The organism is Pseudoalteromonas sp. J010 (assembly GCF_003934235.1).
Classification (GTDB): domain Bacteria; phylum Pseudomonadota; class Gammaproteobacteria; order Enterobacterales; family Alteromonadaceae; genus Pseudoalteromonas; species Pseudoalteromonas peptidolytica.
The window spans coordinates 1-15,821 of record NZ_RDBW01000016.1 but is presented as its reverse complement, the minus strand read 5'-3'; the positions used below and the strand labels follow the sequence as shown (position 1 = coordinate 15,821).

Here is a 15,821-nt window from a genome sequence, read left to right as displayed (position 1 = left end):
GCGCATAGAGCACGACTGTGCCCGCTTATAAGGTGACAATTATAAAATCACTAAGATTCGCTTTCTAATTCCTCATCAGGCGTATCAGGACGCTGACGTTCAACAAAGATAGTGGCCAGTAGGGTGGTGATCACACAGGAGAGTAAAATCGACTTTAGAATATCGTAGTTCTTGTAGATGAAACTCCAACTCCAAAATTGTGTAGCGAAGCTTTTATTTACGCCGATGTACTCTAAATTACGAATAATATTTTCACCGAAGGCTGCTAAATCCACTATTACAAATGCAAAGTAAATTCCGTATAGTATCGGGTCGGCGTATGTCATATAGACTGCGCGCCAATTATCAGGATTAGTAAAGCGCACATATCGCAAGGAAAGTCGAACTCTGTATTTCAGAATCATTAGTGCAATAAAATCACATATTAGGTGTAAGCTATATATGAAAGCATTTGTCTGATAGGCGGGTAGTCCTGCTTTGTTAAGATTCATAAAGTAACTAAAAAAACCATATTCAATAAAGCTCAACACCAATAGTATCAGCACAATATGCTTAATATTTTCTTGGCCTCTTAAAAAGAAGCTAGTCATAGCTATACAACCCATAAATAACAAATGCAGGGCATTTATAGACTGATAGTGCAAACCGGTAAAAATAAGGGCTAAGACTGCACAGAATAGCAACACAAACCAAGAACGCTTCATTTATTCCTCTCTATTTTGTTGTGGTTTCATAACTTAGCCACCTTTCTTTACTTTTGGGTCTTCAGCTTGACCACCGGTACTTCCTCCAACCACTTTATTAAAAGAACTGGCTGCCAGCGGTGATTTTTTATCTGACAGAACTGTCTTGTTTTTTACTCTCGGATCGCCACTTTTATCTGCATGGCTTCCACCAATCACCTGATTAACTGAATTAGCGCTAAGTGATGATGGTTTGTTTGATGCGGTGGAGTAGGTTTCGGATCTTGGGTCTTTTACTTTTGGCCCAAGCGTTCCAATGGATGCCCTGTTAGCTTGTTTTTGGGAAAGTGCYGTTAAAGTTACGAGTCGGTTAGCGATATTTTTTATTAAAAAGCGCATAATGATGTCCTTTCTAAGTTAAGTTTTGCGGTGTTTGAATTCCACTCCACTTTACTCCTTAATAAACAAGTTGAAAACATCGTGTAGTCAATATGCGTGATACGTAACGTGATTGTTTGATATGTGTGATGGCACGGATAAAAGGTTTGGGCATTCATTTGCGGCTACCTTCTTTAGTTGGTTTGTCACGTGGGGTTGGGGATTTACGCCAAAGTTTAGCGTCGTCAATTTTATCTCTAAGCGCTAAAATTTGCTCCCTTAATGGGTTTAGGTTAATCCCACAAGCGTCACACCACACTTCAAAATACTCGTAAGGGAATTTACTGACTCCCTTTTCATAGTTTTCATAAGTGCCGCGCTCTACACCGACTAATTTAGCCATTTCGAGTGTTGTTTTACCGGCCACTTTGCGCATACGGCGCAAGTCATCTGCGGTAAAGCGCTTGTCAAATTTACCCACCAACTCAATCCTTTTTGTTTGCCGCTTGTGCGTTACAAATAGCGCAACGTGCTTTTGCGCTGATTGGTTATATTTATTAGCTTAACCAGGTTGCATTTTTGTATCTAAACAGTAAACGCGAGTTTATCTTAGAAAATTTATTTTTCAAGCTTTGTCAGACCAAAAATGTATATTTTGTTTCACTGTTATTTGCTTCGCATAATTTTTTGTGCGAAGCACACCAAAGTTATTTTAATTCAGCACCGCTATGTTGTTATTTAGCTTGTGTGTTTACTGATAAATTTAACAGTAAATTTAAAAAATTTTGCTTCGCGCAGATTTTTGCTCAAAGCTTTTGTTACTTTAGTGTGAAATAAAGTGAACATGTTGGAGAGCAATATGGATTATCTACGCCAATATCATGACTTAACAATTTATTACGACGCACTAAAAAAAGCATCAAAACAGTGCGATAACGTACCAGATACCACCACCAAGTGGTTATCGCTGGTGGAGTCAACCTTGTTTGAATTACAAGAGCTTGCTCACATGGAAAAAGCGTATATGCAGAAGTCAAAAACCATGAATAACTTGGTTGAGCTAGTATATTCCAGCGCACCTAGTATGGAATAGCCTAGCGCGTTTAGGTTTTGCGGTGAGGGGGAGCGTTTTACTCTAATTTTACGCCTCCCCCTTTTTATTATTTAGTATTAACTGCTGTGACAATACTGTAATGCACGGTGCGACGTTATCGTATAGTCATGCTGGTAGGTATAGCAATTAATTAAGATAATTGGCCTGTTTGTTTTTCATAGTTATTTGAAGATAAATAGAATATAAAAAAGGGGAAGCGTATAGAATATACTTCCCCTTTTTTAATAAGTATAAACGTAAGTTGATTACAGTTCGTAGGTAAAACTTAATCCGTATACGCGTGGTTCACCGTACTGCACGTAGGTATGTGGCTGCCAACCGTCTAATGGGTTGTTACCAAATCTAAAGCCGCGTACCACAATATCTTCATCCGCTAGGTTTCTGCCCCAAGCTGTGAGTGACCAGTTATCACCGTAATAGCTTAAGCTGGCATTGATCAGGTTATGATTACCGGCTTGCTCGTTATGACTATCCGAGAGGTAATAGTTGTCTTTACCTTCAACGCCAAGCGCTACTACTAGGTTATTCATTAGCTCGTAATTAACAGCAAATGAGTATTGATAGTTTGGTGCTTGTGCTTGATCGCGGCCGTCTAAGCTAATGCCACTTGCTGCAACAAAATCTTCTATTTCTGTTTCCAAATAGCCTGCGCTATAGGTAAAGCCAAGGCGCTCGTTGTAACTAAAGGTGCCTTCTAGCTCTAGTCCATAGTTGCTGCCTTCACTGGCGTTATCGATATAGCCTGCAAATTGCTGGTTAGATACTTGCCACTGCTTTAGTTGAATGTCATCACGCTGCATATAAAATGCAGTAACACGTACAAGGTGACGCTTATCTTCAGATTGCCCTTTCACGCCGAACTCGGCATTCCAGACATACTCTGGGTCAAAATAATGGTGCTCTGTGGGAATGTTTAACCCTTCGTCTTTGGCCTTTGCTAATGCTTCACCATTTACGCCACCAACCTTGTAACCACGAGATAAGCTGGTGTAGATCATAGTACGAGGGACAGCTTGGTATTCAAGTGCGACTTTACCGCCCCACATTAAGTCATCGGTTGCGATGGTAAAGCCATTGCTGTCTAAGTAATCRGCGTCATATTGTTCTGCGCGTAGGCCGCCAATCAAGCGAGTTTTATCTGATAGGTGATGCACGTATTGGCCAAATATGGCTTTGCTTTCGATTGAATAGGCAGAAGTAAATGGTGTAGTAAGCCAAGTATAGTGGCGGGTTAGGTCAACGTCGTTACGCTTGGCATACATGCCAACTACCCAGTCGCTCTGCTTATCTTTGATTAAAAACTCAATATCGCCCTTTTCATAATTACGGGCATAAACATCGGTTGAGCTATATCCTTCAGGGTGTAATCCCGCGCCGCAGAGTTCAGGTTTACTTGGATCGTTACACACCCAGTCTTCATCAAAACTATAGAGGGCATCAGCGTCTAATCCTGATACTTTAAACTCAACATCAAACAAGTCTGAGCGTGTATATTTGCCACGAAAAGCAAAAGCGTCAGACTCTAGGTTATCTTGCCCAGGTTCATCAGCGACACTGTTGCGTGAATTATCTAAGGTAAAGCCATCATAACCGTTGTCAGTATCGATATGATGGAAAGTAAACTCTAGGGCAAGATTGTCGCTGACCTGAGAGTTAAGTTTTAGTCTAGCGGCTTGCTCATCTTGCGTTTGCGTGGGCTTATTGAGATAAAGATTATCAACATAGCCGTCGGATTCTCGTTGATATAAGCTCACTCGTGCAGCTGTGTTATCGCTGAGCCCAGCGCCTGCGGCAATACCAGCTTCATAACTGCCATAGTTGCCTGCGCCAAGTTTTAATTTTAGCGACGGTGCAGTTGTTGCCATTTGAGTATTTACTTCAACAATACCTGCTAAGGCATCAGAGCCAAACTTGGTACCTTGAGGACCGCGATACACCACGACTGACTCGGTATCAAAGAGTAGCGCGCTGCCACCTAATCCCGAGTAGTTAATGCCGTCAATTAATAAACCGACGCTAGGATAAATAGGATCAACAAATTGTGAACGCAAACCTACGCCACGAATTTGCATAAAGCGGCCACGAGACGCGCCTGCGGTAAAGTTAACATTGGCAGTTGCACCAAGGATCTCATCTAAGTATTGGGCCCCACGCTTGGTGATGGTTAGTTCATCAACAACCGAAGCGCTAGCACTGAGTGTTTGGATGGTTTCATTTTGAAAGTCACCAGTAACAACGATGGTTTCCAAGTCATCATCGGCAAGTACATGATGAGAGAAAAGTGGCAATAGTGCCAACGTGATCGTAGAGAGTTTTAACTTCATGCTTAATCTTTGTCCCATTTTTAATTGGGCACAGTTTAGCAAAAGCCAGACCAGTTAACAGTGAAATTATGTTATATCTTAGCCCATTAATTTTAATGCAATAGGTATTGATATGAGTTTTAAGCTTGATTTTAAAGTGCGTGACTATGAATGTGATTTACAAGGTATCGTAAATAATAGTGTGTATTTTAATTATTTAGAACATGCAAGGCATGAGTTTTTGTTGGCTCATAACGTTGACTTTGCAGCACTTGCTGAGCAGAAAGTGAACTTGGTGGTGATCCGCAGTGAAATGAATTACAAAGATTCATTGCGCCCAGGTGATGACTTTTATGTTGAAGTCACCCTTGAGCGAGAAAGTAGGGTGAAGTTTGCATTTAAGCAAAAAATAATCAGAACCCATGATAATAAGTTGATGTTAGATGCGCTAATCACTGGCACTTCAGTTAACGAACGTGGCAGACCTTTTTTACCGGATGCTATCACACACTTATTTGATTAAATAAATGCCGAAAAAGTCATTTTTACAGAATTTTACTGCAATTATTGCCCAATGAAACGTTATAATAAGTATTGGGCATAAAATAGATGGTTTACCATGAAATTCATCAGCATAATTTGCGCAGTTATTGCGCTTAGTGGATGTGTCTCAACAGGGAAGGTAGACACGCAAGCGCTTAAGTATTCTAGTTGGCAGCTTCGCAGCATAAATGGCCAGCCACTTACACAATCACAGGACGCATCTTCAGAGAGTATGCAAGCGATTGACATTCGTTTTATAGACGCGTTGCAAGTCAATGGGTTTGCTGGGTGTAATCGCTTTTTTGGTGAAGGTGAAATTGTTGATGGGCAATTAATCGTCAAAAATCTAGGGATGACCCGTAAGTACTGTGGTGAGGATGTGGCAAAAGTTGAGTCACAGCTGATTAATCAGTTACAAATCGGCGTATTGCTTGAGGTTGAGGCTAATATACTGACCTTAAAGGGAAAACCTGAATTTACTTTTGTTAAACAATAAGCCAAAACCCCACATACCAGTGTGAATGCTGGCGACAATACTTGCGAGCGTTGATGTAAGTAAGTAGACTGGCGCTAATTCGTTACTTGTCGGAGTGCCTCGAATTTTTACAGCAAGCCAGCTGCTAATCATTCAGGCTGAGATCGCATTTTGCGGGATCCGTGGACCTGATCAGGTTAATGCCTGCGTAGGGAACAAGACAGCAAACGTGTTGCGTTTGTCTGTAGCAATAGTGGTATATTGCTATCCACCTTACCCGAGGACTATCCTCGTCTCCTCCTTTTTTGGAGATCTGACAAGACACCTTTGATGAAAGTAAGAGGAACGTCATGTCAAACAATAGTAGCAAGTTAAGTCGTCGTGAAGCACGAGCAGCTGCGGCAGAATTTATCCATAATCTTAAAGGCCAACCTTTCCCCAATTCTCATAAAGTCTATGTCGACGGCGACCAAGCCGGTGTGCGCGTTGGTATGCGTGAAATCACGCTCAGTGATTCGTTTGTTGGTGGCACCGAAGACAATCCGGTATTTGAATCAAACGACCCTATTCGTGTTTATGATACTTCAGGTCCATACACAGACCCTGAAGTACCGGTTGACGTTCGTGCTGGTCTTCCTAAATTTAGAGCGCAGTGGATAGTTGAGCGTGACGATACCGAAATGCTAGAGTCGGTGACGTCTCAGTTTTCCCAGCAGCGTATGGCGGATGAAGGGCTTGATCATATTCGCTTTGAACACCTACCTAAAATTCGTCGTGCCAAGGCGGGTAAAAATGTCACACAAATGCACTATGCACGCCAAGGTATCGTGACACCAGAAATGGAATATGTGGCGATCCGTGAAAATATGGGGCGTGCTAAATTACGAGATGAGTTATTAGCACAGCAGCACAAAGGGCAATCGTTTGGAGCCAGTATTCCTGAGTTTATTACGCCTGAATTTGTCCGTGATGAAATTGCTCGTGGCCGCGCCGTACTGCCAAACAATATCAATCACCCTGAGACTGAACCGATGATCATCGGACGTAACTTCTTAGTAAAAGTTAACGCCAATATCGGTAACTCATCAGTGACCTCTTCTATCGAAGAAGAAGTCGAAAAGATGGTATGGTCGACTCGCTGGGGTGCAGATACCGTAATGGATCTGTCGACAGGGCGCTACATTCATGAAACTCGTGAGTGGGTGGTACGTAACTCTCCTGTGCCAATTGGTACCGTGCCAATCTATCAAGCACTAGAAAAAGTCAATGGCGTTGCCGAAGACCTAACATGGGAGATCTTCCGCGATACGCTAATTGAACAAGCTGAGCAAGGGGTAGATTACTTTACCATCCATGCTGGCGTACTGCTGCGTTATGTACCAATGACGGCAAAACGCGTCACCGGTATTGTGTCTCGCGGTGGTTCAATTATGGCGAAGTGGTGCCTAGCGCACCACAAAGAAAACTTCCTCTACACGCATTTTGAAGAGATCTGCGAGATCTTAAAGCAATACGATGTTTGCTTTTCATTAGGCGATGGCTTGCGCCCAGGCTCTATTGCCGATGCCAATGACGAAGCACAATTTAGTGAGCTACGCACTCTTGGTGAATTGACTAAGCTGGCGTGGAAGCATGATGTGCAAGTATTTATTGAAGGCCCAGGCCATGTACCGATGCACATGATCAAAGAGAATATGGAAGAGCAGCTCAAACACTGTGACGAAGCACCATTTTATACCCTTGGTCCGCTTACCACAGATATTGCTCCTGGTTATGATCACTTCACTTCAGGGATCGGTGCGGCGCAAATTGCTTGGTATGGCTGTGCGATGCTGTGCTATGTGACACCAAAAGAACACTTAGGCTTACCGAATAAAGAAGATGTAAAAGAAGGTTTGATCACCTACAAGATAGCAGCACATGCGGCGGATCTGGCAAAAGGCCATCCGGGTGCTCAAGTTCGTGACAATGCGTTGTCTAAAGCGCGCTTTGAGTTCCGCTGGCATGATCAATTTAATCTTGGTCTAGATCCTGACCGCGCCCGTGAATATCACGACGAAACATTGCCGCAAGAGTCGGGTAAAGTTGCGCATTTTTGCTCTATGTGTGGGCCAAAATTCTGCTCAATGAAGATCACGCAGGATGTACGTGACTACGCAAAAGAGCTAGAAGCACGAGGGATTGATCCGAATAATGTAGGTGAAGAGATCAGCATTAAAATGGTGGATGTTGAAGCTGAGATGAAAGCAAAGTCTGAAGAATTTAAGCAATCAGGCTCAGAGCTTTATCACAAAGCGATATGATACCACTTTGTCTTAATACTTGCTCAATTTGAGGGAGTAAATCTGACGCTAACCGCGTTAAAAGTTTCTTATTTAGAACAACTAAATAGCAAAACTTTTGCCTTGCCTACAGGACGTAGGTACCTCGGCGTGAGCAGGACGCGGAAGCGGTGTTATCGACAAGATTTTCTTGCCTCAAAATAGATCACTTAATAAAGCAAATTGGTATCACTCATCCCATCGTAGCCACTTTGATGTCTGTGAGGTGGCTCATTTTAGGAGTGTAGCGATGTCTACTCAAGCACGTGTTGCTATCTTGGGTTTTGGTTTAACTGGGCGTATCGCCGCATTGATGCTTGCAAAGCGCTATCAGATCAGCGTATTTGAGCAAGCAGAGCAAGGTGCTGAGTCTTCAGCAGGGAGTGTCGCAGCGGCTATGTTAGCGCCGTTGGCTGAGTCTGTGATATGTACTGAAGCTTTGGCGTTACAAGGGCTTGAGTCGATGAGGTTATGGCCGCAAATACTTGCTAAACTCGACAGCCCAGTCTTTTTTCAACAGCAAGGCTCACTAATTGTTGCCCATGCGCAAGATCGTGGTGACTTGGTGAGTTTTCAGCAGCGCTTAAAGCCGTTAAAAGAGCATCGTGCGGAAACGGTGAACGGTGCTCAAATAGCCGAACTTGAGCCGGAGTTGGGGGGCGTGTTCCACCAAGGCTTGTATTTACCTTGCGAAGGCCAACTGGATAATCAGGCGTTTTATCAAAGTAGTACTACAACACTACTGAAGCAAGGTGTAGAAATTAATTACGGGGTTCATTGTGATGAGGCGAAAAAAGCACAGCTGAGTCACTCGTATGATTGGGTTATTGATTGTCGCGGTCTTGGTGCAAAAGTAAAATATGAAGGGCTTCGTGGCGTGCGTGGAGAAGTAGCGAGAATTTATGCCCCTGAAGTGACCTTGACTCGACCTGTGCGTTTGATGCACCCAAGGTATCCTATTTATATTGCACCCAAGCCGGATCACCAGTTCGTGATTGGCGCCACGGAAATTGAGTCGCAAGACAGCGCAGAGATCACTGTGCGCTCTACACTTGAACTACTCTCTGCTGCTTATTCAGTGCATCGTGGATTTGCCGAAGCGCGAGTATTGTCCTTATTAGCAGGACTTAGACCCGCATTTAAAGATAATCACCCCAAAATTGACCAACAAGGCAATGTGATCAGTATCAATGGTCTTTATCGGCACGGCTATCTGCTGGCACCACTTATTGTGCAACAAGCACTATCTAAGGAGTTATTATGAAAGTCGAATTTAATGGCGAAACGATTAATATCGACCACGAGCAAACTATTCAGGAGTTTATCACAGCCAAAGGTGCGAGGCCGCCTTTTGCCGTGGCACTCAATGGTACTTTTGTTTCTCGCACAGAGCTGCCAAGCGTGACACTGAACGACGGTGATAAGATTGAACTTTTATCACCAATTCAAGGAGGGTGATTTATGCAGTCTTTGGCTGATACGCCACTTACTATTTATGGTGAACAATTTACGAGTCGAATGCTAATTGGCTCAGCGCTTTATCCTTCTCCTGAAGTCATGCAGGCGGCTATCGCCACCTCGGGTGCTGAAATTGTTACTGTGTCGCTGAGACGCCAGCAAACTAAGCGGGCTGGTGATGACTTTTGGTCGCTAATCAAGGAGATGGGACTGCGCGTCTTGCCGAACACCGCAGGTTGTTACAGTGTAAAAGAAGCGGTGACACTGGCGCAGATGTGCCGGGAAGTGTTTGCCACCGATTGGATTAAACTTGAACTTATTGGCGATGAATATAACCTGCAACCAGATCCAATTGCATTACTCGAAGCCACCGAAATCTTATTAAAAGACGGTTTTAAAGTGTTGCCTTATTGCACTGATGATTTGGTGTTGTGTCAGCGCTTGGATGCGCTAGGCTGCGAGGTTTTAATGCCTTGGGGCGCACCAATTGGTACAGGGAAAGGGCTGTTAAACCCATATAACTTGCAAACTATCCGCACACGTTTGCCTCATCAAACCTTGATTGTTGATGCCGGACTTGGCCTGCCGTCTCATGCTTGTCAGGCACTTGAGTTGGGTTATGATGCGGTATTACTTAATTCGGCGGTGGCTGGGGCGGGTTGTCCTATTACTATGGCAAAAGCATTTGAAGCCAGCACAGTCGCAGGGCGTCTATCTTATTTAGCAAAAGCAATGCAGCAAAAAGAGGTGGCATCGCCCTCTACACCAACCCTTGGGATGCCTTTTTGGCATGCAAATTAACTTGAGTTGCGGATAACTACATAGGGAGCTTTTTTATGTCACATATTGTCTGGAGTATAGCAGGCTCTGATTCTGGCGGTGGTGCAGGCATTCAGGCTGATCTCAAAGCAACGCAGAGCTTTAATGTCCATTGCTGTACTGTAATAACGGCGCTAACCGCGCAAAATAGTTTAGGGGTTGAGGCGTTAAATCCTGTTTCTACTACAGTTATCGAATCTCAACTAACAGCACTTTCGCAAGATATGCCTGCGACAGTGATAAAAATTGGCATGCTTGCCAATGTGCAACAAATCCAACTTATTGCTGAGCATTTAACACATTACAAAACAACATGGGTAACGCCGCCAATCGTGGTTTACGACCCTGTTGCCATTGCGAGCAGTGGGGACGCGTTAACGGAAGAAGATACGGTTGATGCGTTAAAAACCCACTTGTTACCGCTGGTAGATGTTATAACGCCCAATACGCATGAAACTCAGCTGCTGACTGGCGTGTATTTAATTGGCCCAGAGGCGGTAAAAGAGGCGGCTGCCAAACTGCGTGAGTTCGGCGCAAAGTCGGTGATCATTAAAGGGGGACATTGGGATTACCCGAAAGGTTACTGCATTGATTATGGCGTAGAAGCGGATACTGAATATTGGCTCGGAAACGAAAAAATTCAAACACCACATAGTCATGGCACGGGGTGTAGTTTATCGTCAGTTATGGCATCTTGTATCGCTAAGGGCTACCCGTTTAAAGATGCATTTATTCTTGGTAAAGCCTATATCAATGCGGGATTAAAAGCGGCAATACGATATGGGGAAGGGGTGGGACCTGTAGCGCACACGGGGTTCCCTGTGACGCTCAATGATTACCCTCAAGTGGTTGAAGCGGGATCTTGGCTTGCAGACGAACTAGAGTTTACCTTACCAGAGGAGTTTAACTTTGCCGCAGGTTTTGCCAGCATTGATGACCCTATTGGGCTTTATGCTGTAGTAGATAACGCGGATTGGGTGGAAAAGTGCCTCGCGATGGGGGTCGATACGGTTCAGCTGCGGATTAAAGACCCAGAGCAAGCCAATCTTGAAGCAGAAATACAAACTGCCATAGCACTTGGACAAAAGTACGGTGCAAAGGTGTTTATTAATGACTATTGGCAGTTAGCAATTAAACACGGTGCGTATGGCATTCATTTAGGCCAAGAGGATATTGATAAAGCAAACCTAGCTGCTATTCAAGAAGCGGGGCTGCGCTTAGGTATTTCTACCCATGGTTTTTATGAAATGCTCCGAGCGCATAACTATCGTCCCAGTTATTTGGCTTTTGGTGCAATTTATCCAACGACAACCAAAGACATGACAGGTCAAATCCAAGGGCTTGAAAAACTGACGCATTTTGTTCCTTTGATGGAGCCTGTCTATCCAACCGTCGCCATTGGTGGTATTGATCTTAGCCGAGCACAGGAAGTGGCTGCTACAGGCGTCTCTAGTATTGCGGTGGTCAGAGCAATTACTGAAGCCCAAGACCCACAGCAAGCTGTACTTGAACTAAAACAGGCGATGACACAGCATGACTGAGCTGAGTGACAAAGAACGACTAAGATACAGTCGCCATTTGCTATTAAAAGAGGTCGGCGAACAAGGACAGTTGGCTTTAAAGCAGGCACATGTTGCTGTTGTTGGGTGCGGCGGACTGGGAAGTCCAGCGCTGTTTTATCTTGCTGCCAGTGGCATTGGTAAGCTTACATTTATTGATCACGATGAAGTTGAGTTGTCTAACCTACAGCGGCAAATTTTGTATAAAGTGAATCACTTAGGCCAGCAAAAGGCTAAAGCTGCGGGAAAGGTGCTGACGAGTCTCAATAACGACATAACACTTACGCCGATTAATGCACGCTTGACCCAAGAAAATATAGCTGAGTTGCTTGGTGAGGCCGATATCATATTAGATTGTAGTGATAACTTTACTACCCGTTATTTGCTCAATAAGTACTGTTATCAAACAAATAAGGTACTGATAGCAGGGGCAGCTATTGCCACCCAAGGGCAATTAATGTGCTTTGATTTTAGAACCAAGTCACCTTGCTATGCTTGTATTTTTCCAGCGGACTCACAAGCCCCAACGGAAAACTGCGGTAACTTTGGCGTATTGAGTCCAATACTTGGGATCATTGGCGCGCAGCAGGCATTACTTGCTGTAAACGTGCTACTTGGACATCATCAAGGGAGTATGTTTTGTTCGTTAGATGGAATGAGTTTGCAGCAAAGGCCTTATAGACTAACTAAAAACCCTGAATGTGAATGCTGTGGCTTGATGTAGTTTCAAGCCACTAATACCAATTATTCTTAATACTTGCTCAATTTGAAGGAGTAAATCTGACGCTAACGGCGTTAAAAATTTCTTATTTAGAACAAACTAAATAGCAAAATTTTTGCCTTGCCTACAGGACGTAGGTACCTCGGCGTGAGCAGGACGCGGAAGCGGTGTTATTGACAAGATTTTCTCGCCTCAAAATAGGTCACTTAATTAAGCAAATTGGTATAAAAGTAATTTACTCTGCTATTTTTGCAAACGGTGTACCCATACGTGTTACTGTTTCTGGGTTTTGACCGTCAAGGAAGTCCGCTTTTTCAGAGCCCCACGCTAAGATCACTGTTGATCCGAGCTTAAAGCGACCCATTTCTTCGCCTTTTTTCAGCTTAATTGCATTGTCACCAGCCTCTGGATATGTCCAAGTAAACACATCTCTACCCGCAGGCGGAGTGACGGTCCCTGCCCAAATAGTTTCAATACTGGCAACTATGGTTGCACCCACCAATACCATAGAAAGTGGTCCAATTTCAGTATCAAAAATGGCAACTACACGTTCGTTGCGTGCAAATAAGTTAGGCACATTTTGTGCAGTCAAAGGATTTACCGAAAATAAATCACCAGGCACATAAATCATCTTGCGCAGTGTGCCATCAATTGGCATATGAATACGGTGATAATCTTTTGGGGCAAGATAGATAGTGGCAAACTTACCACCTATATAAGGGGTAAAATCTTCCTCTTTGCCGCCAAGTAAAGTTTGCAGGCTATAGTTGTGGCCTTTAGCTTGGATGATTTGACCATCGACAACGTCACCTAACTGGCTAATCGCACCATCAACAGGGTGAGCTAAAATATTGCTTTCTTCAGCAAGAGGACGGATCCCTGGTTTCAAAGGGCGAGTGAAAAACTCGTTGAAGGTTTTGTAGTGAGCTGGATCTTCGTGCAGAGCCTCACTCATGTCGATTTTATATTGTTTGATAAATAGCTTAATAAGCTTTGTTGTTAATGCACCGGCTTCTGCTGCTGCAAGCTTACCAACCAAACGAGAAACCGCATGTTTAGGTAATGCATACTGCATGGCAATTTTTAGTTTATCCAAATTCACTTTTAACAGTTCCTAATTGTAGTCTTGCCACTAAGGTACTTAGTAGCCGTTGGGCTCAACGGGTTGAGCCAATTTAGCAAATATTATCAGACTCTCGGAGCACGCGCACCTGCGCGACCATCTGCCATAGACTCTAAAATGCGGTGGTAGCTTTCAAAGCGCAGTTCGCTGATTTTTCCTTCATCGACGGCTTCTTGGATAAGGCACCCCGGGTCATTGAGGTGTTTGCAGTCTCTAAAACGACAACCTCCAATAAATTCTCTAAACTCTTTAAAACACCAAGTCACTCGCTCAACTTCTAGGTGCCATAAGCCAAACTCACGGATCCCCGGGCTATCAATTAAGTTTCCACCAGAGGGGAGGTGATGTAAGCGTGATACTGTTGTTGTATGTTGCCCTAAGCCGCTATTTTCGGAGACTTCTTTGGTCAGGATATCGGCATTTGGGAGTACAGTATTAACGAGCGTCGATTTACCCACACCAGATTGACCAACAAAAATATTATTTTTGTCTTCTAAGATATGTTTCAGCTCATCTATGCCTTCACCTGATTTGGTGCTGACTAACAGCACGCGATAACCAAGCTCACGATAGATATCTAACACTTCATCAACGTAATCCAAGCTTTCTTGGTCGAGCAAATCAATTTTGTTTAGTAACAAAATTGGCTCAATCCCCATGTCTTCACAAGCAACCAAATAGCGGTCAATGATCTGTGGGGTAAACTCAGGCACAACTGCTGATACCATCAATATCTGATCGATATTGGCAGCGACGACTTTCACACCATCATAAAAGTCGGGGCGAGTAAGTTGTGTACGTCTTTCATGTACAGCCTCAATGACCCCGGCTAGGTCGCCATCACTGACCTTGGCACGACGAAAAATAACTTCGTCACCGCAAACCAAGCTGCTCACGGTGCGGCGTATATTACAACGCAAAATCTCTTGCTCTGTGGTTTCTACATCTGCATGTTGCCCGAAGCGGCTGATCACCACTGCCGCTTCTGTTGGTCCTAGATTGTCATTTTGCCATGAAACATCAGACACTTCTGTCCCTTTCGCTTTATCGATACGCTTCTGATGATTAGCTCTAATCCGTCGGGATTGGCCTTTACTGAGTTTCTTTTTCTTTGCCATGTCTATAATCTGTTTAAGCTTGAGCGTGCAGAGCGTTTAAATTTAGGCTATAAATCAATAAAACGCCGTGCATGGTAAAAAAAGCTTTAGGTCGAGTGTTTAAACTAATATGATATATCTAATTGCATTGGATCTAAAGGAAAGTACCGCTAAGGTAATGTATGTCTTTTCATGAATCAAACTTGATCTGGCTCGATCTCGAGATGACGGGGCTGGAACCAAAAACAGATAAAATCTTAGAAATCGCGACGGTGATAACAGATGGTGATCTCAATATTTTAGCTGAAGGTCCTGTAGTGGCAATTCATCAAAGTAATGAGCTCCTTGATGGAATGGATGAGTGGTGTACTAATCAACACGGTCGTTCAGGTCTTACCGATCGCTGTAAAGCCAGTAAATACACAGAAGCCGATGCAATCAAGCAGACGTTGGACTTTTTGAAAGAGTGGGTACCACCAGGTGCTTCACCAATGTGCGGTAATTCGATTGGGCAAGACCGTCGATTCCTCAACAAATACATGCCAGAGCTAGAAGCTTACTTCCACTATCGCAACCTAGATGTAAGTACAATAAAAGAGCTAGCAAGACGTTGGAAACCTGAGYTATTAGGTGAAATTAAAAAGAAAAGCTCTCATTTAGCCTTAGATGACATCAAAGACTCCATTATGGAATTAAAGGTGTATCAAGAAAAATTCTTCAAAGTTTAAAAAAATACTTGCAAAGCAAATTTTATCTTGTAGAATCCTGCCCCGCTTGAGACGACAAGCCCTGCGGGGTTTTTAGCCCAAGCGCGGCACTAGCTCAGCTGCAGTAGGTAATCAACGCGACCTAGCGTAGTTACCAACAAATCCAGAGCTARATAATGTGATGCGGCACTAGCTCAGCTGGTAGAGCGCGACCTTGCCAAGGTCGAGGTCACGAGTTCGAACCTCGTGTGCCGCTCCAAAATCCTCAGTTTATGTTCGACTGAAAAAATAAAGAATATAATGTGATGCGGCACTGGCTCAGCTGCAGTAGGTAATCAACGCGACCTTGCGTAGTTACCGACAAATCCAGAGCTAAATATTGTGATGCGGCACTAGCTCAGCTGCAGTAGGTAATCAACGCGACCTAGCGTAGTTACCAACAAATCCAGAGCTAAATAATGTGATGCGGCACTAGCTCAGCTGGTAGAGCGCGACCTTGCCAAGGTCGAGGTCACGAGTT

Annotated in this window: 16 protein-coding genes, 1 tRNA gene and 1 riboswitch; of the genes, 11 read left to right on the top strand and 6 right to left on the bottom strand. The window is 43.8% G+C overall.

Features of this window, described 5'->3' with window-relative positions; translation table 11 throughout:
• Positions 1-50: 50 nt before the first annotated feature.
• From EAG18_RS10085 to EAG18_RS10075, 3 genes are all read right to left on the bottom strand, one after another.
• Complete coding sequence (locus EAG18_RS10085) at positions 51-704, bottom strand: hypothetical protein (protein WP_125252258.1); 654 nt, start codon at positions 702-704, stop codon at positions 51-53.
• Between the two features lie 33 nt (positions 705-737).
• Positions 738-1,082: a hypothetical protein gene (locus tag EAG18_RS10080; protein WP_125252257.1), complete on the bottom strand. Its 345-nt coding sequence runs from the start codon at positions 1,080-1,082 to the stop codon at positions 738-740.
• Between the two features lie 154 nt (positions 1,083-1,236).
• A complete protein-coding gene (locus tag EAG18_RS10075) occupies positions 1,237-1,542 on the bottom strand; it encodes a helix-turn-helix transcriptional regulator (RefSeq protein WP_185745583.1) in 306 nt (101 codons plus the stop codon).
• Between the two features lie 378 nt (positions 1,543-1,920).
• Here EAG18_RS10075 and EAG18_RS10070 point away from each other — a divergent pair, with 378 nt between their 5' ends.
• On the top strand, positions 1,921-2,154 hold the full coding sequence (locus EAG18_RS10070) for a hypothetical protein (RefSeq protein ID WP_125252255.1): 234 nt from the start codon (positions 1,921-1,923) through the stop codon (positions 2,152-2,154).
• Between the two features lie 266 nt (positions 2,155-2,420).
• Here the strand turns inward: EAG18_RS10070 and EAG18_RS10065 are convergent, their stop codons facing one another.
• Positions 2,421-4,499 (bottom strand): TonB-dependent receptor, encoded by a 2,079-nt coding sequence (locus EAG18_RS10065; protein ID WP_125252254.1) that lies wholly within the window; start codon positions 4,497-4,499, stop codon positions 2,421-2,423.
• 112 nt (positions 4,500-4,611) lie between these two features.
• Between EAG18_RS10065 and EAG18_RS10060 the strand changes: the two genes are divergently transcribed.
• The 8 genes from EAG18_RS10060 (at position 4,612) to EAG18_RS10025 (ending at position 12,377) form a co-directional block, all read left to right on the top strand.
• Entirely contained in the window at positions 4,612-5,001 is a 390-nt protein-coding gene (locus EAG18_RS10060; RefSeq protein ID WP_125252253.1) for an acyl-CoA thioesterase, read from the top strand.
• A gap of 96 nt (positions 5,002-5,097) precedes the next feature.
• The gene (locus tag EAG18_RS10055) at positions 5,098-5,517 is read left to right on the top strand and encodes an META domain-containing protein (RefSeq protein ID WP_125252252.1); all 420 of its coding nucleotides are present in this window, start codon (positions 5,098-5,100) and stop codon (positions 5,515-5,517) included.
• Positions 5,518-5,597: 80 nt separating this feature from the next.
• Positions 5,598-5,728: riboswitch (TPP riboswitch) on the top strand.
• Between the two features lie 118 nt (positions 5,729-5,846).
• Entirely contained in the window at positions 5,847-7,799 is a 1,953-nt protein-coding gene (gene thiC / locus EAG18_RS10050; protein ID WP_125252251.1) for a phosphomethylpyrimidine synthase ThiC, read from the top strand.
• 268 nt (positions 7,800-8,067) lie between these two features.
• Entirely contained in the window at positions 8,068-9,081 is a 1,014-nt protein-coding gene (locus EAG18_RS10045) for an FAD-dependent oxidoreductase (RefSeq protein WP_125252250.1), read from the top strand.
• On the top strand, positions 9,078-9,275 hold the full coding sequence (gene thiS / locus EAG18_RS10040; RefSeq protein ID WP_125252249.1) for a sulfur carrier protein ThiS: 198 nt from the start codon (positions 9,078-9,080) through the stop codon (positions 9,273-9,275). Before EAG18_RS10045 ends, thiS begins: the two co-directional genes overlap by 4 nt.
• A 3-nt stretch (positions 9,276-9,278) precedes the next feature.
• Positions 9,279-10,076, top strand: a complete 798-nt coding sequence (locus EAG18_RS10035; protein ID WP_125252248.1) for a thiazole synthase — start codon at positions 9,279-9,281, stop codon at positions 10,074-10,076.
• Positions 10,077-10,111: 35 nt separating this feature from the next.
• On the top strand, positions 10,112-11,635 hold the full coding sequence (thiE, locus tag EAG18_RS10030) for a thiamine phosphate synthase (RefSeq protein WP_125252247.1): 1,524 nt from the start codon (positions 10,112-10,114) through the stop codon (positions 11,633-11,635).
• Entirely contained in the window at positions 11,628-12,377 is a 750-nt protein-coding gene (locus tag EAG18_RS10025) for a HesA/MoeB/ThiF family protein (RefSeq protein ID WP_125252246.1), read from the top strand. Before thiE ends, EAG18_RS10025 begins: the two co-directional genes overlap by 8 nt.
• 232 nt (positions 12,378-12,609) lie before the next feature.
• On the opposite strand, the gene asd is transcribed toward EAG18_RS10025, so the two are convergent.
• Both asd and rsgA read right to left on the bottom strand, forming a co-directional pair.
• The gene (gene asd / locus EAG18_RS10020) at positions 12,610-13,476 is read right to left on the bottom strand and encodes an archaetidylserine decarboxylase (protein ID WP_125252245.1); all 867 of its coding nucleotides are present in this window, start codon (positions 13,474-13,476) and stop codon (positions 12,610-12,612) included.
• An 86-nt stretch (positions 13,477-13,562) separates the two neighbouring features.
• The gene (gene rsgA / locus EAG18_RS10015) at positions 13,563-14,615 is read right to left on the bottom strand and encodes a small ribosomal subunit biogenesis GTPase RsgA (protein WP_125252244.1); all 1,053 of its coding nucleotides are present in this window, start codon (positions 14,613-14,615) and stop codon (positions 13,563-13,565) included.
• Between the two features lie 161 nt (positions 14,616-14,776).
• On the opposite strand from rsgA, the gene orn reads away from it, so the two are divergent.
• Together orn and EAG18_RS10005 are read left to right on the top strand one after the other, a co-directional pair.
• Positions 14,777-15,322, top strand: coding sequence for an oligoribonuclease (gene orn / locus EAG18_RS10010; RefSeq protein WP_125252243.1), 546 nt, complete (start codon positions 14,777-14,779; stop codon positions 15,320-15,322).
• A 162-nt stretch (positions 15,323-15,484) separates the two neighbouring features.
• Positions 15,485-15,560: transfer RNA gene (locus EAG18_RS10005), tRNA-Gly, on the top strand.
• Positions 15,561-15,821: the final 261 nt, after the last annotated feature.